Genomic DNA, 24,706 nt, shown 5'->3' with positions numbered 1-24,706 from the left:
GCATGGGGGTGGGGGCCGGGAAGGGCGCGGGGACCGGTACCTGCGGCGGCACGGGCGAGGGGAGCGGTGCCGGGGCCACCGGCTGCTGCACGGGCACCATCGGCTGCTGCGCGGGGACCATCGGCTGCTGGGCGGGGGCGGGCTGCGCCGCCGGTACCGGAGCCGGCTGGGCCGCGGGAGGCGGCGCGGGGAGCGGCTGGGGCGCCGCCGGCATCGGCATCCCGGCGCCGGGCGGGGGTACGGCGGCGGGGAGCGGCATGCCGGTGCCGGCGGCCGGAGCGGGAGCGGCGGCCATGGCCTGGGCCTGCGCGGCAAGGCCGGGCACGCCGCCTCCGTTGGTCTCACTCATCAGCCGGTCGACGGCCGCCGTACCCGAGCTGTAGCTGGTCCCTGCGCCCAGCTCGGGTACGGCGGCTCCCCTCCTGGTCCCGTAGAGCACCTGTTCCAGGCCGGACACCAGGCGACGCACGTCGACCTGGGGGCGCACCACGAGTCTCAGGAAGCGGCTGGAGGATCCGATCTTGTTGCCGCACTCGCGGACCAGGATCCGGTGCTCGTCGAGCATCCGGTCCCGGACCACCGTGCCCACGGCGCCCAGGGGCAGCCGGACGAACAGGAAGTTGCCCTGGGAGGGGAAGACGGTCAGGCCGGGCAGCGCGGAGAGGTGGCTGGCCATTTCGAGGCGGTCCCGGCGGACCTGGGCCAGGCTCTGCGCGTACTCCGCACCGTGGTCGCGCAGCATGAACACCAGGTGTTCGGCGAGGGAGTTGAGGTTCCACTTCGGGAGCATCGAGCGGATCCTGCCCGCGAGCGCCGGGTTCGCCACCAGGTAGCCGAAGCGGATGCCGTGCAGACCGAAGTTCTTGCCGAGGCTGCGCAGGACGATCACGTTGTGACGGAGCATGGCCTCCTGGACGACGCTCGGTTCGGTCTCGGCGTCCGCGAACTCCAGGAAGGACTCGTCGACCACGATCAGGTCGAGGTCGGCCATGGCGTCCAGGAACTGCACCAGGGACTGCTTGCGGGTGTAGCCGCCGTCGGGGTTGTTCGGGTTGCAGATCACGGCGACCCGGGTGCCCCGGGCGCGGATGAACTCCGCGTACTGCGCGAGGTCCAGGGCGAAACCGGCCGCTTCCTGGAGCGGGAACATGTCGACCCGCTTGCCGGTCTCCATCGGCTGGTCGGTCCAGCGGCCGAAGGTGGGGACCGGGACCGCCAGGGACTCACGGACCAGGAGGTGGTCGATCCAGGTGATCAGTTCCGTCGAGCCGTTGCCCATCGCCACGCACTGCGGCGGCAGCTGGAGCAGTCCGCACAGCTCCCCCGTGACGGTGTCGGCGCCGCTCGGGTAGTACGTCACGATCTCGCGCAACCGGGCCGACAGCTCGTCGAACATGGCCGGAGTGGGGAAGTACGGGTTGCACGGCACGCAGAAGTCCACCGGCCCCGTCCCGTCGCCGCCCTCCCGTGTCAGCGCCGCCATCGACGGGCTGTGCGCGGCGGTGCCGCGGAACAGCGAGGTGACGTTGCCGGCCAAGAGGACCTCCGTTCAAGGCGGCCCGTGCGGGGGAGCACGGGCCGCCCATGAGTACGGAAGGGACGGCTGTGGCGTTCAACTCACCGGCCGTGTGAGCCGGTTCACGCGGAGAACCTGTGGATGGTCGTCGTCCGGTAGGTCCGGCCGGGACGCAGCACCGTGGACGGGAACGTCGGCTCGTTCGGGGAGTCCGGGAAGTGCTGGGTCTCCAGGGCCAGTCCGTCGCCCTGCCGGTAGGTGTGCCCGGACGGGCCGACGAGCGTGCCGTCGAGGAAGTTGCCCGAGTAGAACTGCACACCGGGCTGGTCGGTGAATATCTTCAGGGTGCGGCCGGAGCCGGGGTCGCGCAGGGTCACCACGTGCTCGGGCCGGGCGGTGACGCCCTTGTCGAGCACGAAGTTGTGGTCGTAGCCCTTGGCGGTGACCAGCTGCGGATGGCCGGTGCGGATGTCCCGGCCGATCGGCTTGGGGCGGGTGAAGTCGAAGGGGGTGCCCTTGACCTTCGCCAGCTCGCCGGTCGGGATCAGCCCCGAGTCGGTCGGGGTGAACCGGCCCGCGCCGAGCCAGAGCTCGTGGTCGTAGATGCTGCCGCTGCCCTCGCCCGCGAGGTTGTAGTACGTGTGGTTGGTGAGGTTCACGACCGTCGGCCTGTCGGTGGTGGCCTCGTAGTCGATGCGCCAGTCGCCGTGCCGGGTGAGGGTGAAGGTGACCTTCGTCCGCAGCGTGCCGGGGTAGCCCATCTCGCCGTCGACGCTCGTGTAGTGCAGGTGCAGGCCGACGTCGGAGCCGTCGGTGAACGGCTCGATGTCCCACACCTTGGTGTTGAAGCCCTTGGCGCCGCCGTGCAGGCTGTTCACGCCGTCGTTCACGGACAGCTGGTACTTCTTGCCGTCGAGCGTGAACCGCCCCTTGGCGATGCGGTTGCCGTAGCGGCCGATGGTGGCGCCGAAGAAGGTGGTGCCCTTCACGTAGGCGTCGAGGTTGTCGTAGCCGAGCGAGACGTTCGCGTACCGGCCGTGGCGGTCCGGGATCTCCAGCGACTGGATGATGCCGCCGTAGGAGAGGACCTTCAGCCGCGTGCCGCCGTTCTCCAGCGACCAGCGGTACACCTTCGTGCCGTCGGCCAGCGTGCCGAAGTGCTCCTTCACCGGCTTCCTTCCGGATGCGCCCTGGGCGCCCGCCGCGGCAGCGGCTGATGTCGTCGTGCCGAGGGCGGTGGCGGCGATGCCCGCCGCCGCGGCGCCCGCGATGACCGTGCGTCTGTTCAGTTCCATGGGTACGGCTCCCTTGTCTGGACCCTCACGAACCGGACTTGCGCTTGTTCCACACGTCGAACCCGACCGCCGCCAACAGGGCCAGACCCTTGATGACCTGCTGCCAGTCGGTGCCGACGCTGAGGAGGTTCATGCCGTTGTTCAGCACACCGAGGACGAGACCGCCGATGATGGCGCCGAGGACGGTGCCGACACCGCCGCTCATGGAGGCGCCGCCGATGAACGAGGAGGCGATGGCCTCCAGTTCGAAGCCGTCGCCCGCCTTCGGCGAGGCCGCGTTCAGACGGGCGGCGACCACCAGACCCGCCAGGGCCGCGAGCACGCCCATGTTCAGGAACACCTGGAAGGTGATGCGCCGGTCCTTCACGCCCGACAGCTTGGCCGCCGGCAGGTTACCGCCGATGGCGTAGATGTGGCGGCCGAAGACCGAGTTGCGCATGACGTAGCCGTAGCCGCCCACCAGGACGCCGAGGATGATCAGCACGATCGGGGCGCCGTCGTAGCTGGCGAGCAGCATCGTCAGGGCGAGGACCGCGGCGACCAGCGCGACGAGCTTGAGCAGGAAGAGGTTGCGCGGTACGACGTCGAGCGAGAACTCCTGCTGGCGGCGCCGGTCGCGCACCTCCTGCCACACCACGGCGGCGATCAGGACGATGCCGAGGAGCAGGGTGAGGTTGTGGTAGTTGGTGTTCGGGCCGACCTCGGGCAGGAAGCCGTTGCCGATCTTCTGCAGCCCGTTGGGGAACGGGCCGAGGGTCTGCCCCTTGAGGAGGATCTCGGTGAGACCGCGGAAGAGCAGCATTCCGGCGAGCGTGACGATGAACGACGGTATGCCGAAATACGCGATCAGGAAGCCCTGTACGGAGCCCGCCACCGCGCCCACCAGCAGGCACAGCACGAGGGCGACGGGCCACGCCATGTGGTGCTGCACGGTCAGCACGGCCGCGAACGCGCCCACGAACGCCGTGATCGAGCCGACCGACAGGTCGATGTGCCCGGCGATGATCACCAGCATCATGCCGATCGCGAGGATCAGGATGTAGCTGTTCTGCAGCACCAGGTTGGAGACGTTGCGCGGCAGCAGCAGGTCGCCGCCGGTCCAGATCTGGAAGAGGACGACGATCAGACCGAGCGCGATCAGCATGCCGTACTGGCGCATGTTGCGGCGCAGGCCGCCCAGCACCAGCTGCAACAGACCCTCGCCGGCGGCCGATCCGCCCTTGCCCGGCGGCGCGGCCGCCGGGGTCTTGTCGGTGACGTCCGTGCTCATCGCGTTACCTCTTCGTCCTTTGCGTTGTCCGTGGGCGCCTTGTCTTTCGTCATCTGGCGCATCAGCACTTCCTGCGTGGCCTCGGCCCGCGGCACCTCACCGGTCAGCCGCCCGGCGGCCATCGTGTAGATGCGGTCGCACATGCCGAGCAGCTCCGGCAGCTCGGAGGAGATGAAGACGACCGCCTTGCCCTGGGCGGCGAGTTGGTCGATGACCGTGTAGATCTCGTACTTGGCGCCCACGTCGATGCCGCGGGTCGGTTCGTCCAGGATCAGCACATCGGGCTCGGCGAAGATCCACTTGCTGAGCACGACCTTCTGCTGGTTGCCGCCGGACAGCCTGCCCACCGGCTCGAAGACCGTCGGCGCCTTGATGTTCATGGACTTCCGGAAGCCCTCGGAGACCTGCCGCTCCGCCTGCTCGTCCACCACGCCCCGCCTGGCGACCTTCTTCAGCGCGGTCAGCGAGATGTTGCGGTTGATGGTGTCGATGAGGTTGAGACCGTAGTGCTTGCGGTCCTCGGTGACGTACGCGATGCCGTGGTCCACCGCCTCGGCGACGGACTTCGTACGGATCTCGACGCCGTCCTTGAGGACCGTGCCGCCCGCGTAACGGCCGTAGGTGCGGCCGAAGACGCTCATGGCGAGCTCGGTGCGGCCGGCGCCCATCAGCCCCGCGATGCCGACGATCTCGCCCCGGCGGACGCTCAGCGACACGTCGTCCACGACCTTGCGCTGCTGGTCGATGGGGTGGTGGACGGTCCAGTTGCGGATCTCCAGCGCCGGGGCCGTGCCCTCCTGCGCCTCGTGCGGGGTGCGCTCGGGGAAGCGGTGGTCGAGGTCGCGGCCCACCATGCCGCTGATGATCCGGTCCTCGGTCGTGCCCGCGTCCCTGACGTCCAGGGTCTCGATCGACCGGCCGTCCCGGATGATCGTCACCGAGTCGGCGACCTTGCGGATCTCGTTGAGTTTGTGGGAGATGATGATCGAGGTGATGCCCTGGTTCTTCAACTCCAGGATGAGATCGAGGAGTTTGCCGCTGTCCTCGTCGTTCAGCGCCGCGGTGGGCTCGTCCAGGATGAGCAGCTTCACCTTCTTCGACAGGGCCTTCGCGATCTCCACGAGCTGCTGCTTGCCCACGCCGATGTCGGTGACGCGGGTCTCGGGGTGATCGTCGAGACCGACCCGGCGCAGCAGCTCGGTGGCGTGCCGCAGGGTCTGACGCCAGTCGATGAACCCGCCCCTGGCGTGTTCGTTGCCGAGGAAGATGTTCTCCGCCAGGGAGAGGTACGGCGACAGCGCCAGCTCCTGGTGGATGATCACGATGCCGCGTTGCTCGCTCGCCCGGATGTCGCCGAAGGCGCAGGGCTCCCCCTCGAAGAGGATCTCGCCCTCGTAACTCCCGTGCGGATGGACACCGGAGAGGACCTTCATCAGGGTCGACTTGCCGGCGCCGTTCTCCCCGCAGATGGCGTGGACCTCGCCCTGGCGGACGGTCAGCGTGACGTCCGACAGCGCTGTGACACCGGGAAAGGTCTTGACGATCGAGCGCATTTCCAGGACGGGTCCCGCCATGGTCGTGCCTTCCAATCAGTGTGGGGTCGGGCAGGGGAGCGGGATCACTTGAGCTGGGAGTCGGTGTAGTAGCCGCCCTTGACCAGGACGTCCTCGTAGTTGGTCTTGTCCACGCTCACCGGCTGCAGCAGGTAGGAGGGGACGACCTTGGCGCCGTTGGTGTAGGTCGTGGTGTCGTTGACCTGCGGCTTCTTGCCGTGCAGGACGTCGTCGACCATGGACACCGCGACCGCCGTCTCCTTGCGGCTGTCCTTGAAGACGGTCTGGGTCTGCTGGCCCGCGATGATCGACTTCACGGAGGCGAGCTCGGCGTCCTGGCCGGTGATGACCGGCAGCGGCTTGCTCGCGGAACCGTAGCCGTCCGACTTCAGGGCGGCGATGATGCCGATGGAGATGCCGTCGTACGGCGAGAGCACCGCGTCGACCTTGCCGCTCGTGTACGTGGAGGTGAGGATGTCCTCCATGCGCTTCTGCGCGGTGGCACCGTCCCAGCGCAGGGTGGTGACCTGGTTGAGCTTGGTCTGGCCGGACTTGACCACCAGCTGCTTCTTGTCGATGTACGGCTTGAACACCTTCATCGCGCCGTCGAAGAAGTACTGGGTGTTGTTGTCGTCGTTGGACCCGGCGAACAGCTCGATGTTGAACGGGCCCGTCTTGCCGGCGTCCAGACCGAGCTTGTGGACGATGTAGGTGCCCTGGAGGGTGCCGACCTTCTCGTTGTCGAACGAGGCGTAGTAGTCGACGTTCTTGGTGCCGAGGATCAGCCGGTCGTAGGCGATGACCGGGATGTTGGCCTGGTTGGCCTCCTGCAGCACGTTGTTCAGGGACTTGTTGTCGATGGCCGCGATGATCAGGCCCTTGACGCCCTGCGTGATCATGTTCTCGATCTGCGAGACCTGGGTGCTCGGGTCGTCCTCGCCGTAGACCAGCTTGGTCTTGTAGCCCTTGGCCTGGAGGTTCTTGACCATGTCGTTGCCGTCGTTGATCCACCGCTCGGAGGATTTCGTCGGCATCGCGATGCCGATCGTGGCGCCCTTGACGTCGCCGGTCTTCTCCTTGCTGCCGCCGGAGCTGCTCTGCCCGCAGGCGGTCAGCGTGAGGGCGAGCGAGGCGGCTCCGGCTATGGCGGCGAGTGCGGCTCTGCGGTTGCGCATGATGATCTGTCCTTGGTCGTCTCGGCGTTGAGCTCTTGAACGGGTGATCAGGCGTTGACTGGGAATCGGTTGAGCGGGCCGGGCAGCCGGGAGCCGAGCGGCGCCATGTCGCCGTCCGCGCCGTGCCGGGCGAGCAGGTCCAGGGCGAGCCGGCCGCGCCGCACCCGCTCCCGGGCGGTGTCCAGGGTCACGTCCCGCAGATGGGTGCCCCACGGGTAGATGCCGGGAGCCTTGGACAGACCGAACTTCAGATACAGCGGTGCGCCGCGCCGGATCAGCTCGGCGACCTCGTACATCCGCACATAGCCGCCGAGGTCGTCGGGGGCCTCGATGTACATGTCCATGGGAGCGCCGGAGACCCGGCGGATCTCGGTGAGGTGGTCCAGCGTCAGATCGCTGGGCACGTTGAGGGAGTCGGCGCCGAGCCGCTCGTAGACGGCGTACGACGCCGGGTTCACGGGGCCGATGAGCGCCGAGACCTTCAGCGTGGTGTCGGCCGGGATGATGCCGGCCTCGCGGGCCCGGTGCAGGGTCCACAGCACGCCCTCGTCGGCGACGAGCAGGCACTTGACGCCCAACTCCGTTGCCCGCACGGCGTCTTCGAGGCAGCCGGCCACGGCGTCGTGGCCCCGGGCGCGCAGTCCGGCCCCCCGCGAGTCGGAGCGCACCGAGCCGCCGATGTCCCAGGTGCCGCGCGGGCCGGTGAACAGGCAGAGTTCGATGTCGCGTGCGGCGGTCGCCTCGACCATCTCGGTGATCTCGGCGTCGGTGAGCATCCACACACCGCTGCCCTGGCTGATCCGGTGGATCGGCACATCGAGACGGGAGGCCTCCTTGAGCACGACCGCCAGCGCCTCGGGCCCCTCGCACGAGGGGATCTCGGTGCGCCAGCGGCCGCCGCCCGGGAAGCCGTGGGCGGAGGCGTCGGCGGGGTCGAGGGCGGGCGCGCCGAGGCCGAGAGCGGCGAGCACCTGCTCGCCGGGCCTGCGGGCTGCCGGGGCGGAAGCGTCGGTCACAAGCTGTCCTTCGTGTTCGAGGAGTTCTCGATGTTCGAGATATCGGACAAGGTTCGCGGCTCTGAGTGTGAAAAGGCCCGGTTTCCGGCCTTTCTGGTACGCCGGCCGGGGCGCCGTCAGGTCACGCCCGGGCCGGCGTACGTCTCTAGGGGCGGAGCAGCACCTTGCCCACCGCGGGATCGCCGGACCCGACGAGATCGATGGCGTGGGAGAACTCGGTCAGCGGCAACTGGTGCGTGACCAGCGGCAGCGGGTCCAGCAGTCCGGCGCCGAAGACCCGCACGGTGTGCGCCCAGGCGTCCGGCGGCGCCCCGAAGACGGTGTGCACCTCCAGCTGCCGTACGACGAGATCGGTCGGGTCGAGCCCGTCCGCGCCCGGCGCCGGGATCCCGGTCAGCACCAGGCGCCCGCCGCGCCGCAGCAGGGAGGCGGCGGTGCGCGCGGCGGACGCGGATCCGGCGGTCTCGATCACGACGTCGAAGTCGTCGGCGAGTGCCTGGTCCCTGGTGCGGAAGTCGGTGGCCCCGAACCGGCGGGAGAGGGCCTCCCGGTCGCGCCGGGTACCGACCACCATCAGCTCGGCCGGGGAGACCGCCCTGAGGAACTGCACGGCGAACATGCCCAGGGTCCCCGTGCCGACCACCGCGACCCGCTCACCCGGCCGGGCGCCCGCCTTGAGCGCCGCGGCCGCGATGCAGGCGGCGGGTTCGAGCAGCGCCGCCGCCGTCAGGTCGGCGTCGTCCGGCAGGGCGTGCAGCAGCCGGGCCGGCAGGGTGAGCGTGGCGGCCATGGCGCCCGGCTGGGTGAAGCCGGTCTCCTCGTAGCCGTCGGTGCACAGCGTGGTCTCGCCCGCGTGGCAGCGGTCGCACACCTGGCAGTTGCGAAAGCCCTCGCCGACGACCTTGCGGCCGGTGAGCGAGGCCGGGACACCCGGGCCCACCTGCTCGACCGTGCCCGACCACTCGTGTCCCGGCGTCAGGGGGTAACGGACGTACCCCTCGGGCCGGTTGCCCTGGTACACCTCGCGGTCGCTGCCGCAGATGCCGACCGCGTGCACGGCGACCAGCGCCTCGCCGGGACCGGGCTCGCGGGGCGTGTGCGGGGCGAGCCGGTGCGTGCCCGGTGCCTCGATGACGACGGCGGTGCTCACTTGCGGCCGCCCTTCGGCCGGCGCTGCTCCCAGCCCTCGGCCCACAGGTCGAACCGGGCCTGCTGCTGGGGGAACTCGGCGGCGGCGTCGACGTCCAGCTCGACGCCGAGGCCGGGCGCGTCGGAGAGGTGGAAGTAGCCGTCCACGACCTGCGGCGCCCCCTTGACCACCTTCTTGATCTCCGCGTCCGCGAAGTCGTTGAAGTGCTCCAGGATCTTGAAGTTCGGTGCGGTGAAGCCGACTTGGAGAGAGGCGGCGGTCAGTACCGGCCCGCCGACGTTGTGCGGCGCGACCAGCATGTAGTGCGTCTCGGCGGTGGCGGCGAGCTTGCGGGTCTCCCAGATGCCGCCGATGTGGCCGACGTCCGGCTGGATGATGTCCACGGCCTGGCTCTCGAAGAGCTCGCGGAACTCGATGCGGTCGTGGATCCGCTCACCGGTGGCGACGGGGACGTCCACCTTGGCGGCCACCTTCTCCAGCGCCTTCAGGTTCTCCGGCGGCACCGGCTCCTCCAGCCAGGCCGGCTTGAAGGGGGCCAGCTCCTTCGCCAGTCGGACGGCGGTGGCGGGGGAGAAGCGGCCGTGCATCTCCAGCATCAGTTCGGCGTCGGGGCCGATCGCGTCCCGCACGGCCTCGATGAGCGAGACGGCGTACAGGCTCTGCTGGTGGTCCAGCTCGAAGTGCCCGGTGCCGAACGGGTCGATCTTCAGTGCCTTGTACCCGCGCTCCATCACCCCCTGGGCGGCCTTGTGGTACGCCTCGGGCGTTCGCTCGGTCGTGTACCACCCGTTGGCGTACGCCTTGACGCGGTCGGTCACCCTGCCGCCGAGCAACTGCCAGACGGGGACACCGAGCGCCTTGCCCTTGATGTCCCAGCACGCCATCTCGATCACGGCGATGCCGGACATGACGATCTCGCCCGCGCGGCCGAAGTCGCCGTACTTCATCCGGCGTACGAGATCCTCGGCCGCGAACGGATCCGAGCCGAGGATGTGATTGGCCTCGGCCTCTCGCAGATAGCCGATCAGCGCGTCGGTGTGACCGAGCATCCGGGTCTCGCCGACTCCCGTGATCCCCTCGTCGGTGTGCACCTGGACGTAGGTCAGGTTGCGCCACGGCGTGCCGACCACGTGCGTGCTGATTCCGGTGATGCGCACGGCAGTTGCCCCTCAGCTGTTCGATATTTCGTCACACGTTCGAAATGCTGGCGTGACAGTAAGGATGCGGCGGCGGGAGTGTCAATGGGTCGAACAGGTAACGGTTTCGGCAAGGCTTTCGAGAATTCTCTCGCTGATCCACGAAACCTTCACAGGCACCCCTAGGAACGTGACCGATGGGGAATCTAGTCTTCCGGCGTCATGGACTACTGCATCCCGTGCCAACGGCACCTCAACGGCGCCCTGGCCTGCCCCGGGTGCGGAGCACCGGCGCATGCCGCACCCGCGGAAGCGACGGCCGCCTACGCGTACGCGCGCGCGGGGGAGGCATCGGGATACGGCGGTGGTCACGTTCCGGCCGGGAGCGGCTATGTGCCCGGTGCGCACGCCGCCCCGGGCGCGGAGTACGGCGCACGGATCCCGGCACAGGGACACGGCGCGCCGCAGGAGTACACGCAGGACGGGGCGCGGGAGTACCCGGCCGCCGGGGCGGAGCGGGTGCCCGGGGGTGGCTCGGAGTCGGCGCCGGGGTCCGGGCCGCGCGATGCGGGCGCGCCGCAGGAGTACGTGCAGGGCGGGGCGCAGGGGTACGCGTCCGGCGGCGCCCGGGAGTATCCGGCCGCCGGGGCGGAGGCGGAGCCCGGGTACGAGCCGGAGCCCGGGTACGAGCCGGAGGCCGAGGCCGAGCCCGGCGCCGAGGGGGACTCCGTGTCCGGGCCCGCCGAGTCCCCGGCCGGCGGCCGGGCCGACCGGCGCAAGGGGCGGGGCGCCGCGGCCGTGGGCCCCGCCGGTTCCGACGCCAGCCGGCGCGACCGCAAGGCCGCCGTCCACCGCCGCCGGCGTCGCCGTACGATCCTGATCGCCGCGGGGTTCGTCATAGCGGCCGGCGGACTCAGCATCGCCGAACTGGGCACGGACGCGCCCTTCGCCCCGTTCTCCGGCGGCGGCCCGGCCGCGTCCGGGGACACCGCGGCGGACGGCGGTGCCGGCCCCGCGACGCCGGGCGCCTCGGCGAGCGACACCTCCGGCGCCGCCCCGGGCACGGGTGCCGCGCCGCACGCCTCGGCCGACGCGTCCGCGAGCAAGTCCCCCAAGGCCAAGCCGTCCACGTCGCCCAAGCCCAAGGACACCGGCACCACGGAACCTGCCGGGGCGGCGGGCCCCGGTCCGACCCCCACGGCCCCGGCGCCCACGGCCCACCCCACCGCGACCCCGACCAGCCCCCCGACGACATCCAGGCCGACCCCCAGGCCGTCGCCGAGCAGCACCTGCAAGCAGTTCCTGTGGTGGTGCACCTGAGCCCTGGCCCGTGTCCGCGCCCTCCGCGCACCACCCCTGCCCTCCGCCGTCCGGGGCATCGCAGACACCCACCGGCCCCCGCGGCGGTTGAGTCGAACAGGTACATCGCGCCGTAACGGTCTGGGGAACGTCCGGATCGGGAACGGACGTTGTGCGAGGGGGAGCAGCGAGAGCGGCTCAGGGTGAGGAGAGCGGATGAGCCAGGAGATCACCGTCCACGGCACGGTCGCCGAGGGCTTCGAGGCGGTACGCGAGGAGTTCGCCGCGTTCGTCGCCGGGGAACGGCACGACTACGAGGGCCAGTTGTGCGCGTATGCGCACGGCAGGCAGGTCGTCGACCTGTGGGCGGGCGGCGAGGCGGACTCCCTGTACGGCGTGTTCTCGTCCACCAAGGGCGCTGCCCACCTGGTGGTGGCGCTGCTGGTGCAGGACGGCACGCTGGAGCTGGACCGCAAAGTGACCTACTACTGGCCGGAGTTCGCCGCCGAGGGCAAGGCCGCGGTGACCCTCCGGGAGCTGCTGGCGCACCGGGCGGGCCTGGTCGGGATCGACGCCGGGTTCTCGGCCGAGGAGCTGGCGGACGACCGGGCGATCGCCGAACGGCTCGCCGACCAGAAGCCGTTCTGGCGCCCGGGCACGGCCTTCGGCTACCACGCGCTGGTGATCGGCGCGCTCACCGGTGAGGTGGTGCGCCGGGCCACGGGGCGCACGCTCCAGGAGGTGTACGAGGAGCGGGTGCGCGCCCCCTACGGCGCGGACTTCCACCTGGGCCTGCCCGAGTCCGAGGAACCCCGCTACCGCACGGCGCAGCCGATGCTCCCGACGTCGGAGCAGCAGGCGCTCATGGCGGCCCAGCCGGCCGGGCCGCACACCCTGGCCGCGATCGCGTTCAACCGGCACGTGCCGGATCCGGGGACGCTGGAGGACTACGTCAACTCCCGCCTCGTACGGGCCAAGGGGCCGGCGTCGGCGGGCGGGGTCGCCTCCGCGCGCGGGCTCGCGACGATGTACGCGGCGGCGATCAGCGAGCTGGCGGACCGCCCGCCGCTGCTGAAGCCGGACACGATCGCCGAGGTGGGCCAGGTCCACTCCGTCGGGTACGACCTGGTGGCCCGCGCCCACAAGGCGTACGGGCTCGGCTTCCAGGCGACGGCCGACATGTGGCACCCGGTCCTGGGCGCGGGCACCTTCGGGCACAGCGGCGCGGGCGGCTCCCAGGCCTTCGCCGACCCCCGCAGCGGTCTGGCGTACGGCTACACGCGGCGCAGGACGGCCTTCCCGGGCGGCGCGGCCCCGGAGAACGAGGGCTTCGTGAGAGCGGTGCACGGCGCGGCACTGGCCCGGTGAGCGACACGGCAGCCGCACCCCACGTCCAGGGATGCGGCTGCCGTCGTGAGAACGACGGTGGTCAGACCAGCGTCACGGTGACGTCGCCCCGGGTCGCCTTCGAGTACGGGCACACCTGGTGCGCCTTCTCGACCAGGTCCCGGGCCGCCTCGGCGGACACGTTCGGGATGTTCGCGGAGATCTCCACGATGATCCCGAACCCGTCGTCGTTCTTGCCGATGCCGACCTTCGCGGTGACGGTCGAGCCGGAGACGTCGGCGCCCTCCTGCCGGGCGACCACGGCCAGCGCGCCCTGGAAGCAGGCGCTGTAACCGGCGGCGAACAGCTGCTCCGGGTTGGTCCCGGCCCCGCTGCCGCCCATCTCCTTGGGCGGGTTCACGACGACGTCGAGCCTGCCGTCGTCGGTCGCGACCCGGCCGTCGCGACCGTTCTCGGCGGTGGCGACGGCGGTGTAGCGGACGTCGTTCTGCGTGATGGGCATGCGGTTGTCTTCCTCCTCGGTCCGCCGCGACTCGCGCCCACGATCGACGGCAGATTTCGGAAAGAAGTTACCGCATGCCGAAATCGACAGGGAAGGGCTGCCGGGGTCCGCCGGACCTCAGAGCTTGACGATCATCTTGCCGATGTTGTCGCCGCGCAGGACCCCGAGGAACGCCTCCAGGTTGTTCTCGATGCCCTCGACGACCGTCTCGCGGTACTTCAGCTCGCCCGAGGCGACCCACGGCGCGACCTTCTGGACGAACTCGGGCTGCAGGTCGTAGTGGTCGCCGACCAGGAAGCCCTCGATGCGGCCCCGGGTCTGGATCAGCCGGGCGAGGTTCTTCGGGCCGGGCGCGGGCTCGGTGTTGTTGTAGACCGAGATCATGCCGCAGACCGCGATCCGGCCGCCCTCGCGGAGCGAGCCGATGGCCGCCTCCAGGTGGTCGCCGCCGACGTTGTCGAAGTAGACGTCGATGCCGTCGGGCGCGGCCTCGCGCAGCTGCTCGGCGACCGGGCCGTTCTTGTAGTTGAACGCCGCGTCGAAGCCGTACTCCTCGACCAGCAGCTTCACCTTCCCGTCGGAGCCGGCCGAGCCGATCACGCGCGAGGCGCCGAGCAGCTTGGCGAGCTGGCCGACCTCGCTGCCCACGGCACCCGCGGCGCCGGAGACGAAGACGATGTCGCCCTCCTTGAAGGAGGCGGTGCGCAGCAGGCCCGCGTAGGCGGTCAGGCCGGTCATGCCGAGCACACCGAGGTACGCCGACAGCGGCACGTCCTGCGTCTCCACCTTCACGGCCGGTACGGCCGTCGGGCCCACCTTGACGGCGTTCTTCGCGTCCACGGCCGCGTACTCGCGCCAGCCGAAGAAGTGCAGGACGTGGTCGCCGACCTCGATGCCCTCGGCCTTGGACTCGATCACCTCGCCGACCGCGCCGCCCTGCATGACCTTGCCCAGCTCGAACGGGGCGGCGTACGACTTCGCGGCACTCATCCGGCCGCGCATGTACGGGTCCACGGAGAGGTACGTGTTCCGCACCAGTACCTGGCCCTCGCGCGGAGTCGGGACCTCGGTCTCGACCAGGGCGAAGTCCTCGGGCTTCGGCCAGCCGACGGGACGGCTGAGCAGGTGCCACTCGCGGTTGATCATGACGGGCCTTTCTTCGGGAGGCTGACGGGGCTACTGATTGCTGCAAATACTTCAGTACCTGAAACAACCATGCTCCTGAATATTTCATGATGTCAAGTAACGGAGTATCCTGGAGCGCATGTCCACTCCGTCGTCCACCCCGTCTGCCCCGTCCGGTCCTTCGCGGACCCGCCGCCCCGACGCCCTGACCCTGGAGGTCGTCGAGCTGATCGGCGACGTCGTGGCCCGCTTCTACGCGGACTACGAGAAGGCGGCGGGCGAGCACACGCTGACAGGCCCGCAGGCCCGGCTGCTCAGCCTGCTCTCGCTGGAGCCGTTGCCGATGCGCAAACTCGCGCAGAAGCTGAAGTGCGAGCCGTCCAACGTGACCGGGATCGTGGACCGCCTGGAGTCCCGGGGGCTGGTCGAGCGGCGCCCCGACCCCGCCGACCGCCGGGTGAAGCTGGCCGCCGCCACCGACGAGGGGCTGCGCATGGCCAGGGACCTGCGCGAGGGCCTGCGCTTCGCCCGCGAACCCCTCGCCGGCCTCTCCGAGGACGAGCGCCGCTCGCTGCGCGATCTGCTGCGGCGGATGCTGGGCGACTGATGCCCGGGGCGGGATCCCGCGGGTAGGGTTTCGGCCATGCGTGATCTCGGGGTGGGCTTCGGCTGTCTGCTCAAGGGCCAGCGCTGGGTCGGCCGGCACGGCAGGCAGTACGGCTTCGGGCTGCTGCCCGGGCTGATCACTCTGGTCCTGTACGCGGCGGCGCTGGTCGCGCTCGCCGTGTGGGGCGAGGACGCGGTCACCTGGGCGACGCCGTTCGCGGACCACTGGTCCAGCCCCTGGCAGGGCCTGTTCCGCGGCTTGCTCACCGCCGTCCTGTTCGCGCTCGGCCTGCTGCTGGCCGTGCTCACCTTCACGGCCGTGTCCCTGCTGGTCGGCCAGCCCTTCTACGAGAGCCTGTCGGAGAAGGTCGACGCGGACGTCTCGCCCGACGGCACCGCCCCGCGCTCGGACCTCCCGCTCTGGCGCGAGCTGTGGATCTCGGGCCGCGACAGCCTGCGCGTGCTGGTGCGGGCCGGGCTCTGGGGCGTCCTGCTCTTCGCCCTGGGCCTCCTGCCGTTCGTCGGCCAGACCGTGGTGCCCGTGCTCGGCTTCTTCGTCACCGGCTTCTTCCTCACCGAGGAACTGGCCGCCGTGGCCCTCCAGCGCCGTGGCGTGGAACTGCGTGCCCGGCTCGCCCTGCTGCGCTCCCGCAAGACCCTGGTCTGGGGCTTCGGCACCCCGCTCGGCCTGGCCTTCCTGGTCCCCTTCGTCGCGGTCTTCCTGATGCCGGGCGCGGTGGCGGGGGCGACGCTGCTGGCCCGGGAGCTCCTGGGGGAGGAGGCCGAGGAGGACGGGACGGAGGGCACCGGGGGCTCCGCGGCCGACGGGCGGTCGCGCTCGCAGGACGTCACCTCCTGATCCGCGACTGGCGGCCGGCCGGGCGTTCGCGGGCGGTGCGCTCTTCGCCGGCGACCCCGCGCCTCCCCCGCCGACCTCGCCCAGGCGGTCGCCCGGACACGGGAGGGCCACCGGTGAACGTCACCCGCGCCGGCCCGTGTCGAACAGGCCGACGGCGGTGCCCTGCCGGCCTCCCGGGGCGGGGGCCATCCCGGTTCCTCAGTCCGCAGGCTCGCCCAGCAGCCGCAGGAAGTCCCGGAACGCGCCCGGCATGTCCACCGACTCCGGGTCCAGCAGCCACTGGAACTGCAACCCGTCCATCACGGCGACCAGCAGCGGCGCGGTGCGCTCCGGGGTGAGGCCGTTCGGCAGGAGGTCGCCGTACTCGGCGCGCAGCACCGTCGCCATGGACGCCCGCACGCGCGCGTACCGCTCGGTGAAGAACGCCCGTGCCGGATGTTCCTCCGTCACGCTCTCGCCGAGCAGCGCCGAGAAGGTCTGGATGATCGCCGGGCGCATCGCGTTGTACTCGACCAGGGAGGCCAGCAGATCCATCCGCCACCGGCTGTCCGGCACCGCGTCCCACCGGTCCCGCTCCTGGAGCACCGCCACCAGCAGAGCGTCCTTGGTGGGGAAGTAGTGCAGCAGCCCCTGCTGGGTCAGCCCCACCCGCTCGGCCACCGCGGCCACGCTCGCCCCCCGGTAACCGCGCTCGGCGATGACCTCCAGTGCCGCCCCGACGATCTCCGCGCGCCGCTCCTCGCTCCTGACCCTCGCGTTCATGCCGTCACCGTACGGCATGCGAGCGGGCTCAAAATAACGGCAGGATAACGAAACCTACCGCTCTACAGGCAACGGATGCAGGATGAGGAGGGCACCGGGAGGCACACCGGGACTCGACGAGGAGGCACCGCCGTGACGGAGACGGACAAGGCACGCACCGACGGGGCACGCGCGGACGGAGCGGGCGCGGACGCGGCGCGCGAAGCGGTCGTGGACGCCGCGCTGCGGCGCCTCGGCCTCGACGCCAAGGCGCGGCTGCTGGCCGGGCAGGACGTGTGGACCCTGCCCGCCCTCCCCGAGATCGGCCTGCGCTCGCTCGTCATGTCCGACGGACCCATCGGCGTGCGCGGCGTGCGCTGGAGCGCCGACGACCCCTCCGTCGCCCTGCCCTCCCCGACCGCGCTCGCCGCCACCTGGGACCCCGCCCTCGCCCGCCGCGCAGGCGTGCTGCTCGCCCAGGAGGCACGCCGCAAGGGCGTCCACGTGCTGCTCGCCCCCACCGTCAACCTCCACCGCTCCCCGCTCGGCGGCCGCCACTTCGAGGCCTACAGCGAGGACCCCTGCCTGACCGGCGCGATCGGCACCGGATACGTCACCGGCGTCCAGTCCGGCGGCGTCGGCACCACCGTCAAGCACTTCGTCGCCAACGACGCCGAGACCGACCGCTTCACCGTGGACAACCTGGTCCCCGAACGCGCCCTGCGCGAGCTGTACCTGGCCCCCTTCGAGGCGATCGTCACCGGCGCCCGCCCCTGGGGCGTCATGACCGCCTACAACGCGGTCAACGGCACGACCATGACCGAGCACCACCACCTGGTCAACGAAGTCCTGCGCGGCGAATGGGGCTTCGACGGCATCAACGTCTCCGACTGGATGGCCGCCCGGGACACCGTCGGCGACATCGAGGGCGGTCTCGACGTCGCCATGCCGGGCCCCCGCACCGTCTACGGCGCCGCCCTCGCCCGCGCCGTCCGGGAGGGCCGGGTCGCCGAGGCCGGCGTCGACGCCGCTGTACGGCGCGTGCTGCGGCTCGCCGCCCGCGTCGGGATCCTCGACGGCGCCGAATCCGTCGTCGCCGAACCGCCTACGAGCGTCGACGGCGGTGAACTGGCCCGCGAGATCGCCCGCCGCTCCTTCGTCCTCGTGCGCAACGAGCGCGGCGCCCTGCCGCTGCAGGAGGGCGGCACCGTGGCCCTCATCGGTGCCGCCGCCCGCGACGCCCGCGTCCTCGGCGGCGGTTCCGCCACCGTCTTCCCGGCCCGGATCGTCTCCCCGCTCGACGGCCTCACCGCCGCCCTCCCCGAGGGCACGCTCAGCTACGCGGTCGGCGCCGACCCGGCCACCGAACTCGCCGTCGCCGGGCCGGGGTTCACGCTCCGGGCCGTGTGCAGGGACGGTGCCGGCACCGTCATCGGCGCCCGGTCCGCCCCGGGCGGGCTGATCCAGTGGATGGGGACCGACCTCCCCGAGGGCGTCACGCACGAGAACCTCCACACCGTCGAACTGACCGGCACCTTCACGCCCCGCGAGTCCGGCCCGCACGCCTTCGGCATCAAGGGCATGGGCGCCTTCACGCTCACCGTCGACGGCACGACGTACTTCGACGACGTCCAGCGTCCCGGCGAGGACGACCCCTTCGGGGCCTTCTTCGCCGCCCCGGTACCCCGCGCCGAGGCCGAACTCACCGCGGGCGAGCCGGTCGAGGTCTCCCTCACCCACGTCGTCCAGCTCCCCGACGACCTCCCGATGCGCGTCGTCACCTTCGCCCTCGCGCACGCCGAGCCGCAGCGCGACGCCGACGAGCTGATCGCCGAGGCCGCCCGGACGGCGCGCGGCGCCGACACCGCCGTCGTCATGGTCGCCACCACCGACCGTGTCGAGTCCGAGGGCTTCGACCGCACCGACCTGCGCCTGCCCGGCCGCCAGGACGACCTGGTCCGCGCGGTCGCCGCCGCCAACCCGAACACCGTCGTGGTCGTCAACTCCGGCTCCCCGGTGGAGCTGCCCTGGCGCGAGGACGTGGCCGCCGTCCTGCTGACCTGGTTCCCCGGCCAGGAGGGCGGCGCCGCCCTGGCCGACGTCCTCACCGGTGCCCACGAGCCCGGCGGCCGGCTCCCCACCACCTGGGGCTCCCTCGCCGACGCCCCGGTCACCCGGGTCGTCCCGGCCGACGGTCAACTGCCTTACACCGAGGGCCTGTTCATCGGCTACCGCGCCTGGGAGCGGGCCGGCCGCACCCCGGCGTACCCCTTCGGGCACGGCCTCGGCTACACCGACTGGGCCTACGAGTCGCTGGCGGCCGCCCCACGGGCCGACGGCACCGTCACGGTCCGCGTCGGGCTGCGCAACACCGGCGGGCGGCCCGGCCGCGAGGTCGTCCAGGTCTACGTCGCCCCGGCCGGGCCCGGCCCCGAGCGCCCGGCCCGCGTGCTCGCCGGCTTCGCCTCCGCCCTGGCCGGGCCCGGCGAGAGCACCGAGGTGACGCTCACGCTCCCGCGCCGTGCCTTCGAGGTGTGGGACGAGAAGGCGAAGGCGTGGGCGTTTGTGAAGGGTTCGTACGAGATCACCGCCGGACGCTCGATCGTGGACCGCCGGCTCGCCGCGCCGATTAACGTCTGATCCGGGACAAGTCCCCCACATGCAGCCCCGGTCCGGGACCTGACCCCTGGACCGGGGCTCGTAGCGTGCGGGCGGGTGTGGCAGACTCCCGGCCCGCGAGAAGCACCGGACACACCGGGTACGGGGGAGAGACGACGTGTATCCAGGCCAGCAGCAACCGGGGCCCTACGGCCAGCAACCGCCGGCGGGGCCGTACGCGCAACAGCCGCTCGCCGGGCCGTACGGACAGCCGCAGCAGTATCAGCAGCCGCAGTACCCGTACCCGCAGCAGCCGCAGTACCAGCAGCCCTACGCCCCGCAGCAGCCGTACCCGCCCCAGCAGCCCTACCCGCCGCAGCAGCCGGCCCCGGCGCACGGCCACGAGGCCGGGGAGGGGCGCATGCGGCTGGATCCCCACCTCACGCCCGCCCAGCGCGAGCTCACGGAGAAGATCCAGGCGAAGTCCAAGCCGATGGCCTACGGCATGATCCTCGGCCTGCCGCTCACCTTCGGCGGCGTCCACTACGGCATCACACGGCAGCCCCTCGGATTCGTCGCCGCGCTCGTCGGACTGGGCCTGCTGGCCTTCGGCGTCTACTCGCTGCTGCAGATGCAGGCCCTCAAGCGGCAGCTGCGGCTCGTCACGGCGGACGCCTGGCGCTCCCCGGCCGCGCACCTGCCCGGCGCCCGCAAGGCCGCGACCCGGGCCGCCTATCTCAACGGCGTGCTGGCGCTGCTGTCCCTCGCCGCCGCCGGCTATCTGCTCTACAAGGGCGTCGGCTGGGGCGCGTACGGCAACTCCTTCGGCTTCGGCGCGCTGGTGACCGCCGCCGCGCTGCCCTTCGGGATGGCGCTGGCGGCCGCGAGCACCATCCCGCAGCTGATCCAGGTGATTCCGGCCGGTGCCAGGGTCGGCCGGAGCCTGTACTCGATCCTCTTCGCGCTGGCCACGACCGTGACGGTCGAGGGCATCAAGGGCCACGACGTCCCGCAGATCGGGGGCGGTGCGGTGGCCCTGCTCATCTGCGGCGGCGCCATGTCCCTGCTGGGCAGGGCGACGAAGCGGATGAGGGGCGAACCGGTCTGACACGACCGTGTCCAGGGCCCGCCCTAGGCCCGTCCTAGCGGACGGAGAAGGCGTACACCGTCTCCGACCGGAACACCTCGCCCGGCCGCAGCACCGTGCTCGGGAACTCCGGGTGGTTCGGGGAGTCCGGGAAGTGCTGGGTCTCCAGGGCGATCCCGGCCCCCGGGGCGAACGGCTCGGGCAGGTGGTCGGCGGTGTAGAGCTGGAGGCCCGGTTCGGTCGTCGAGAGGGTCAGGGTGCGGCCGGAGGCGGGGTCGTGCAGTTCGGCGACCTCCTCCGCGGTAGCGGTCAGGCCCTTGTCCAGGACGAAGTTGTGGTCGTAGCCCGAGCCGCTCTTGCGGGCCTCGCGGAAGTCGAAGCGGGTGCCCGTCACGTCTTCCAGGGCACCCGTCGGGATCAGGTCCGCGTCGACCGGGGTGAAGCGGGAGGCGGCGATGCGCAGTTCGTGGCCGCCCGCGTGGCCGGCGTCCCGGCCTGCCAGGTTGACGTAGCCGTGGCTCGTGAGGTTGAGGACCGTCGGCGCGTCCGTCGTCGCCTCGTAGGCGAGGTGCAGGGCGCCGGACGCGTCCAGCGTGTACGTGACCGACACCGCCAGCCGGCCCGGGAAGCCCTCCTCGCCGTGCGGGCTGACCCGGCTCAGCCGCAGGCCGTGCTCGACCGGCTCGGCGTCCCACACCCGCCGGTCGAAACCGCGGGCGCCGCCGTGCAGGGAGTTGGTGCCGTCGTTCTGCTCCAGGGCGTAGAGCGCGCCGTCCAGCGGGAAGCGGGCGCCCGCGATCCGGTTGGCGTACCGGCCGACCAGGGCGCCGAAGTACGGCTCAGGGTGGGCGAGATAGCCGTCCAGGGAGCCGAAGCCGAGGACGACGTTCGCCCGCAGGCCCTCGCGGTCCGGCACCTCCAGCGAGCGCACGATGCCGCCGTACGTCAGGACCTCGACGCGCGTCCCGGCACGCTCCAGGGTCCAGCGATGGACATCTGTGCCGTCGGAAAGTGTGCCGAAAAGTTCGTTCATGCAGGAACCCTAGGTCAGGGCTGTTTCGCCGTCACCGTGCGGTAGGCGATCTCGGCCAGCCGGGCCTGGCCGTCCCGGCCGGGGTGGAACCAGTCCCAGTGGCTGAGCTGGTCGGTGTCGAAGTCGTAGGCGTAGACCGCGCCCCCGTCGAAGCGGCAGCGGCGGTCCCGGGCGCACACGTCCTTCAGCACCTTGTTGTACTCCACCACCCGCTGCTGCACCTGGTCCCGGCGCAGGCCGGCCCCCTTCGTCAGGTCGTCCGCGTCGGACAGCATCGACGGGCAGATGCCGAGCTTCCACACCTCCTTGCCCAGCGGATTGGTCCGGCCCTCGGCCCACAGCCGCTTCAGGTTCGGCACACTCGCCACGTACACCTGTGTCTTCGGCGCCTCCTTGCGCAGCGTGCGCAGCGCGTCCTCGAAGTCCGCGCGGAACTCGGCCACCGGGGTCATCGCCGACGCCGAGTCGCGGCAGGCGTCGTTCGCGCCCGCCATCACCGTGACCAACCCGGGGCTGTGCGCCGCCGCCTGGGTCATCTGCCCCGGCAGGTCCGCCATCCGGGCGCCGGTCACCGCGTAGTTCCAGCTGTGCCGGGCCGCGCCCGCCGCGCCGAGCAGCCGCACCGCCAGGCTGTCCACCTGCGTGTCGCTGCCCGTCGCCCACGACACCTCGGGGCAGTCCGACAGCACCGCGCACGCGTCGAAGCCGCGGGTGATGGAGTCGCCGACCGCGGCGACCGAGTCCGGGCTGCTGTTCCACTCCGGGGCGGACCTGGCGGCGCGCGCCCTGGTGCCGTCCGGCGCGGGCGCTCTGCCGCCGCCGGCGTCGCATCCGGCGACTCCCAGCGCGGTCACCGCCACGACGGCGAGAGCGGCTCGCGTACGGCTGCTCGGCTTGCCCATCCCCTGCTGATCCCCTCGTCGTCGGCGCCCGGTGCCACTCCGGTCGTCGTAGGTGCTTCCTCCCCTCACAACGTGCGAGGGTTCCCGGGCCGGGCGTCCTGGAACGGCGCACCCCCGTACAAGCGTCCCCCTGGGTGAATGGCGGGGGTTTCCTGGCACCGGGAGCGACGGTACGTCACACTCCTTGCGCCGCCGCAGGGTAGCCTCGCCATCAACGCGGCCGTCGCCCCACTGCCGCCAGCCAGTCCGCAAGATGTCCCGCTCTGTCCGGAGGTTCCGGTGACGACACGTGGAGTTCTGTACGTGCACTCCGCGCCGCGCGCGCTGTGCCCGCACGTCGAGTGGGCCGTCGCCGGGGTACTCGGCACGCGCGTCAACCTCGACTGGATCCGGCAGCCCGCGGCCCCCGGCACCTGGCGCTCGGAGTTCTCCTGGCAGGGCGAGGCCGGTACGGCGTCCAAGCTCGCCTCGGCCCTGCGCGGCTGGCACCTGCTCCGCTTCGAGGTCACCGCCGAGCCCTGCCCCACCGCCGAGGGCGAGCGCTACAGCTGCACCCCCGACCTCGGCATCTTCCACGCCGTCACCGGCATCCACGGCGACATCCTCATCCCCGAGGACCGGCTGCGCGCCGCCCTCCAGCGCAGCCAGCGCGGCGAGACCGACCTGGAGGCCGAACTGTCCAGGCTGCTGGGCAAGCCGTGGGACGACGAACTGGAGCCGTTCCGGTACGCGGGCGAGGGCGCGCCGGTGCGCTGGCTGCACCAGGTGGTGTGAGCGGTCGCCCGCTCCTGCCCGGGGACGCGAAAGGGCCCCTGCCGGTCGTCGGCAGGGGCCCTTCGTCGAGGTGACTCAGACGGTCCTGAAGGCCAGCACCACGTTGTGGCCGCCGAAGCCGAACGAGTCGTTCAGCACGGCGATACGGCCCTCGGGCAGCGGGCGGGCCTCGCCGCGGACGATGTCCGCGTTGACCTCGGGGTCGAGGTTGTCGAGGTTGATCGTCGGCGGCGCCGTGCGGTTCACGAGCGCCAGGATCGACGCGACGGTCTCGATGCCGCCCGCGCCACCGAGCAGGTGACCGGTCATCGACTTGGTCGCGGAGATCGCCATGTGGTCGACGTCGTCGCCGAACACCTTGCGCAGCGCCTTGATCTCGGCCACGTCGCCCTGCGGCGTCGAGGTGGCGTGCGCGTTCACGTGCACGATCTCGGCCGGCTTCAGGTCGGTGTTGTCCAGCAGGTTCTGCAGCGCGTGCGCGATGCCGTCGCCGGACGGCTCGGGCTGCGTGATGTGGTGGGCGTCGGCGGAGATGCCCTGGCCGACCGCCTCGACGTAGATCCGGGCGCCGCGGGCCTTCGCGTGCTCCTCGGACTCCAGGACGATCGCACCGGCGCCCTCGCCGAGCACGAAGCCGTTGCGGTCGGCGTCGTAGGGACGCGAGGCGCCCTGCGGGTCGTCGTTGTTCTTGCTCATCGCCATCATGTTGCCGAACGCGGCGATGGGCAGCGGGTGGATGGCGGCCTCGGTACCACCGGCCACGACCACGTCCGCGCGCCCGGTGCGGATCATCTCGATCGCGTACCCGATGGCCTCCGCGCCCGAGGCGCAGGCCGAGACCGGGGTGTGCACACCGGCGCGGGCACCCAGCTCGATACCGACGTTGGCCGCCGGGGAGTTGGGCATCAGCATCGGCACGGTGTGCGGGGAGACGCGGCGTACGCCCTTCTCCTTGAGGATGTCGTACTGGTCCAGGAGCGTCGTCACGCCGCCGATGCCGGAGGCGATGACCGCACCGAGACGGTCGGGGTTCACGGACGCGTCCTCACCGGCCTTGGCGGTGAAACCGGCGTCCTTCCAGGCCTCCTGTGCCGCGATCAGCGCGAACTGCGCGGACCGGTCCAGCTTGCGGGCCTGCGGCCGGGGGATGATCTCGCCCGGCTCGACGGCGATCTGCGCGGCGATCTTGACCGGCAGCTCGGCCGCCCACTCCTGCTCCAGCAGGCTGACGCCGGACGTGCCGGCGACGAGGGCGTCCCAGAACGACGCCGCGGTGCCACCCAGCGGTGTGGTTGCGCCGATACCGGTGACGACCACGGTGCGATTGGTCGGGCTCACGGGAATTCTTTCTCCAAGCGGATGGGGATTCTACGGCGAAACACCGCCGGGTGGCGGGGCCTAGCAGCGGGACTGAGGGGTGGCTCAGGCCTGGTGCTTGAGGATGTAGTCGGTCGCGTCGCCGACGGTCTTGAGGTTCTTGACGTCCTCGTCGGGGATCTTCACGTCGAAGCGCTCCTCGGCGGCGACGACGACCTCGACCATGGACAGCGAGTCGACGTCCAGGTCGTCGGTGAAGGACTTGTCCAGCTGGACGTCCTCAACCGGGATGCCGGCGATCTCGTTCACGATGTCGGCGAGACCGGCGACGATCTCTTCCTGAGTGGCGGCCATGTTGGCGCTCCTTCTTCGGTGTTCAGACGGTTTGTGGCAGTTGTCCCCCTG

Annotated in this window: 22 protein-coding genes; 7 read left to right on the top strand and 15 right to left on the bottom strand. The window is 71.4% G+C overall.

Going from position 1 to position 24,706, the window contains the following annotated elements; genetic code table 11:
• From BIV23_RS22260 to BIV23_RS22225, 8 genes are all read right to left on the bottom strand, one after another.
• The coding region (locus BIV23_RS22260) for a pyridoxal phosphate-dependent aminotransferase (RefSeq protein WP_071382668.1) at window positions 1-1,537 on the bottom strand (1,537 nt) is incomplete at its 3' end.
• 101 nt (window positions 1,538-1,638) lie between these two features.
• The gene (locus tag BIV23_RS22255; RefSeq protein WP_071382667.1) at window positions 1,639-2,811 is read right to left on the bottom strand and encodes an aldose epimerase family protein; all 1,173 of its coding nucleotides are present in this window, start codon (window positions 2,809-2,811) and stop codon (window positions 1,639-1,641) included.
• 25 nt (window positions 2,812-2,836) lie between these two features.
• Window positions 2,837-4,081: a multiple monosaccharide ABC transporter permease gene (gene mmsB / locus BIV23_RS22250; RefSeq protein ID WP_071382666.1), complete on the bottom strand. Its 1,245-nt coding sequence runs from the start codon at window positions 4,079-4,081 to the stop codon at window positions 2,837-2,839.
• Complete coding sequence (gene mmsA, locus BIV23_RS22245) at window positions 4,078-5,655, bottom strand: multiple monosaccharide ABC transporter ATP-binding protein (RefSeq protein ID WP_071382665.1); 1,578 nt, start codon at window positions 5,653-5,655, stop codon at window positions 4,078-4,080. The genes mmsB and mmsA overlap by 4 nt, the downstream gene beginning before the upstream one ends.
• Window positions 5,656-5,699: 44 nt before the next feature.
• A complete protein-coding gene (gene chvE, locus BIV23_RS22240) occupies window positions 5,700-6,809 on the bottom strand; it encodes a multiple monosaccharide ABC transporter substrate-binding protein (RefSeq protein WP_071382664.1) in 1,110 nt (369 codons plus the stop codon).
• 47 nt (window positions 6,810-6,856) lie between these two features.
• The gene (locus tag BIV23_RS22235) at window positions 6,857-7,825 is read right to left on the bottom strand and encodes a hypothetical protein (protein ID WP_071382663.1); all 969 of its coding nucleotides are present in this window, start codon (window positions 7,823-7,825) and stop codon (window positions 6,857-6,859) included.
• Window positions 7,826-7,970: 145 nt separating this feature from the next.
• On the bottom strand, window positions 7,971-8,975 hold the full coding sequence (locus BIV23_RS22230) for a zinc-dependent alcohol dehydrogenase (protein WP_071382662.1): 1,005 nt from the start codon (window positions 8,973-8,975) through the stop codon (window positions 7,971-7,973).
• Window positions 8,972-10,132, bottom strand: a complete 1,161-nt coding sequence (locus tag BIV23_RS22225) for a mandelate racemase/muconate lactonizing enzyme family protein (protein WP_071382661.1) — start codon at window positions 10,130-10,132, stop codon at window positions 8,972-8,974. Before BIV23_RS22225 ends, BIV23_RS22230 begins: the two co-directional genes overlap by 4 nt.
• Window positions 10,133-10,333: 201 nt before the next feature.
• Between BIV23_RS22225 and BIV23_RS22220 the strand changes: the two genes are divergently transcribed.
• Window positions 10,334-11,431, top strand: coding sequence for a hypothetical protein (locus BIV23_RS22220; protein WP_245790597.1), 1,098 nt, complete (start codon window positions 10,334-10,336; stop codon window positions 11,429-11,431).
• A gap of 195 nt (window positions 11,432-11,626) precedes the next feature.
• Entirely contained in the window at window positions 11,627-12,778 is a 1,152-nt protein-coding gene (locus tag BIV23_RS22215; protein WP_071382660.1) for a serine hydrolase domain-containing protein, read from the top strand.
• A gap of 61 nt (window positions 12,779-12,839) precedes the next feature.
• Here the strand turns inward: BIV23_RS22215 and BIV23_RS22210 are convergent, their stop codons facing one another.
• Together BIV23_RS22210 and BIV23_RS22205 are read right to left on the bottom strand one after the other, a co-directional pair.
• Window positions 12,840-13,259: an organic hydroperoxide resistance protein gene (locus tag BIV23_RS22210; protein WP_071382659.1), complete on the bottom strand. Its 420-nt coding sequence runs from the start codon at window positions 13,257-13,259 to the stop codon at window positions 12,840-12,842.
• Between the two features lie 117 nt (window positions 13,260-13,376).
• Complete coding sequence (locus tag BIV23_RS22205; protein WP_071382658.1) at window positions 13,377-14,405, bottom strand: NADP-dependent oxidoreductase; 1,029 nt, start codon at window positions 14,403-14,405, stop codon at window positions 13,377-13,379.
• A 118-nt stretch (window positions 14,406-14,523) separates the two neighbouring features.
• On the opposite strand from BIV23_RS22205, the gene BIV23_RS22200 reads away from it, so the two are divergent.
• Window positions 14,524-14,991 (top strand): MarR family winged helix-turn-helix transcriptional regulator, encoded by a 468-nt coding sequence (locus tag BIV23_RS22200; protein WP_071382657.1) that lies wholly within the window; start codon window positions 14,524-14,526, stop codon window positions 14,989-14,991.
• A 36-nt stretch (window positions 14,992-15,027) separates the two neighbouring features.
• On the top strand, window positions 15,028-15,849 hold the full coding sequence (locus BIV23_RS22195) for an EI24 domain-containing protein (RefSeq protein WP_071382656.1): 822 nt from the start codon (window positions 15,028-15,030) through the stop codon (window positions 15,847-15,849).
• A 198-nt stretch (window positions 15,850-16,047) separates the two neighbouring features.
• Here BIV23_RS22195 and BIV23_RS22190 read toward each other — a convergent pair whose 3' ends face one another.
• Window positions 16,048-16,629, bottom strand: coding sequence for a TetR/AcrR family transcriptional regulator (locus BIV23_RS22190; protein WP_071382655.1), 582 nt, complete (start codon window positions 16,627-16,629; stop codon window positions 16,048-16,050).
• 114 nt (window positions 16,630-16,743) lie between these two features.
• Here BIV23_RS22190 and BIV23_RS22185 point away from each other — a divergent pair, with 114 nt between their 5' ends.
• Entirely contained in the window at window positions 16,744-19,230 is a 2,487-nt protein-coding gene (locus BIV23_RS22185) for a beta-glucosidase family protein (protein WP_071382654.1), read from the top strand.
• A 136-nt stretch (window positions 19,231-19,366) separates the two neighbouring features.
• A complete protein-coding gene (locus BIV23_RS50440) occupies window positions 19,367-20,296 on the top strand; it encodes a hypothetical protein (protein WP_071382653.1) in 930 nt (309 codons plus the stop codon).
• Between the two features lie 34 nt (window positions 20,297-20,330).
• Here BIV23_RS50440 and BIV23_RS22175 read toward each other — a convergent pair whose 3' ends face one another.
• Window positions 20,331-21,308: an aldose epimerase family protein gene (locus BIV23_RS22175; RefSeq protein WP_071382652.1), complete on the bottom strand. Its 978-nt coding sequence runs from the start codon at window positions 21,306-21,308 to the stop codon at window positions 20,331-20,333.
• 14 nt (window positions 21,309-21,322) lie between these two features.
• Window positions 21,323-22,210: an SGNH/GDSL hydrolase family protein gene (locus BIV23_RS22170; RefSeq protein ID WP_071382651.1), complete on the bottom strand. Its 888-nt coding sequence runs from the start codon at window positions 22,208-22,210 to the stop codon at window positions 21,323-21,325.
• A gap of 279 nt (window positions 22,211-22,489) precedes the next feature.
• Between BIV23_RS22170 and BIV23_RS22165 the strand changes: the two genes are divergently transcribed.
• Window positions 22,490-22,984, top strand: coding sequence for a DUF3145 domain-containing protein (locus tag BIV23_RS22165; RefSeq protein WP_071382650.1), 495 nt, complete (start codon window positions 22,490-22,492; stop codon window positions 22,982-22,984).
• A 75-nt stretch (window positions 22,985-23,059) separates the two neighbouring features.
• Here BIV23_RS22165 and fabF read toward each other — a convergent pair whose 3' ends face one another.
• Window positions 23,060-24,322 carry a beta-ketoacyl-ACP synthase II gene (gene fabF / locus BIV23_RS22160; RefSeq protein WP_071382649.1) on the bottom strand — a complete coding sequence of 421 codons (1,263 nt, stop codon included), beginning with the start codon at window positions 24,320-24,322 and terminating at the stop codon, window positions 23,060-23,062.
• Window positions 24,323-24,406: 84 nt separating this feature from the next.
• On the bottom strand, window positions 24,407-24,655 hold the full coding sequence (locus BIV23_RS22155) for an acyl carrier protein (RefSeq protein WP_015660680.1): 249 nt from the start codon (window positions 24,653-24,655) through the stop codon (window positions 24,407-24,409).
• Window positions 24,656-24,706 lie beyond the last annotated feature (51 nt).

It is taken from the genome of Streptomyces monashensis, assembly GCF_001866665.1.
Taxonomy (GTDB): Bacteria; Actinomycetota; Actinomycetes; order Streptomycetales; family Streptomycetaceae; genus Streptomyces; species Streptomyces monashensis.
The sequence above is the reverse complement of the archived record's forward strand: the minus strand, read 5'-3'. Positions and strand labels throughout refer to the sequence as shown.

Coding starts and splice junctions, on each gene's coding strand:
- BIV23_RS22255 (WP_071382667.1), bottom strand. CDS start 2,811: ATGGAACTGAACAGACGCACGGTCATCGCGGGCGCCGCGGCGGCGGGC.
- BIV23_RS22190 (WP_071382655.1), bottom strand. CDS start 16,629: ATGCCGTACGGTGACGGCATGAACGCGAGGGTCAGGAGCGAGGAGCGG.
- BIV23_RS22215 (WP_071382660.1), top strand. CDS start 11,627: ATGAGCCAGGAGATCACCGTCCACGGCACGGTCGCCGAGGGCTTCGAG.
- BIV23_RS22200 (WP_071382657.1), top strand. CDS start 14,524: ATGTCCACTCCGTCGTCCACCCCGTCTGCCCCGTCCGGTCCTTCGCGG.
- BIV23_RS22175 (WP_071382652.1), bottom strand. CDS start 21,308: ATGAACGAACTTTTCGGCACACTTTCCGACGGCACAGATGTCCATCGC.
- BIV23_RS22195 (WP_071382656.1), top strand. CDS start 15,028: ATGCGTGATCTCGGGGTGGGCTTCGGCTGTCTGCTCAAGGGCCAGCGC.
- mmsB (WP_071382666.1), bottom strand. CDS start 4,081: ATGAGCACGGACGTCACCGACAAGACCCCGGCGGCCGCGCCGCCGGGC.
- BIV23_RS22205 (WP_071382658.1), bottom strand. CDS start 14,405: ATGATCAACCGCGAGTGGCACCTGCTCAGCCGTCCCGTCGGCTGGCCG.
- BIV23_RS22170 (WP_071382651.1), bottom strand. CDS start 22,210: ATGGGCAAGCCGAGCAGCCGTACGCGAGCCGCTCTCGCCGTCGTGGCG.
- BIV23_RS22155 (WP_015660680.1), bottom strand. CDS start 24,655: ATGGCCGCCACTCAGGAAGAGATCGTCGCCGGTCTCGCCGACATCGTG.
- BIV23_RS22220 (WP_245790597.1), top strand. CDS start 10,334: ATGGACTACTGCATCCCGTGCCAACGGCACCTCAACGGCGCCCTGGCC.
- BIV23_RS22210 (WP_071382659.1), bottom strand. CDS start 13,259: ATGCCCATCACGCAGAACGACGTCCGCTACACCGCCGTCGCCACCGCC.
- mmsA (WP_071382665.1), bottom strand. CDS start 5,655: ATGGCGGGACCCGTCCTGGAAATGCGCTCGATCGTCAAGACCTTTCCC.
- chvE (WP_071382664.1), bottom strand. CDS start 6,809: ATGCGCAACCGCAGAGCCGCACTCGCCGCCATAGCCGGAGCCGCCTCG.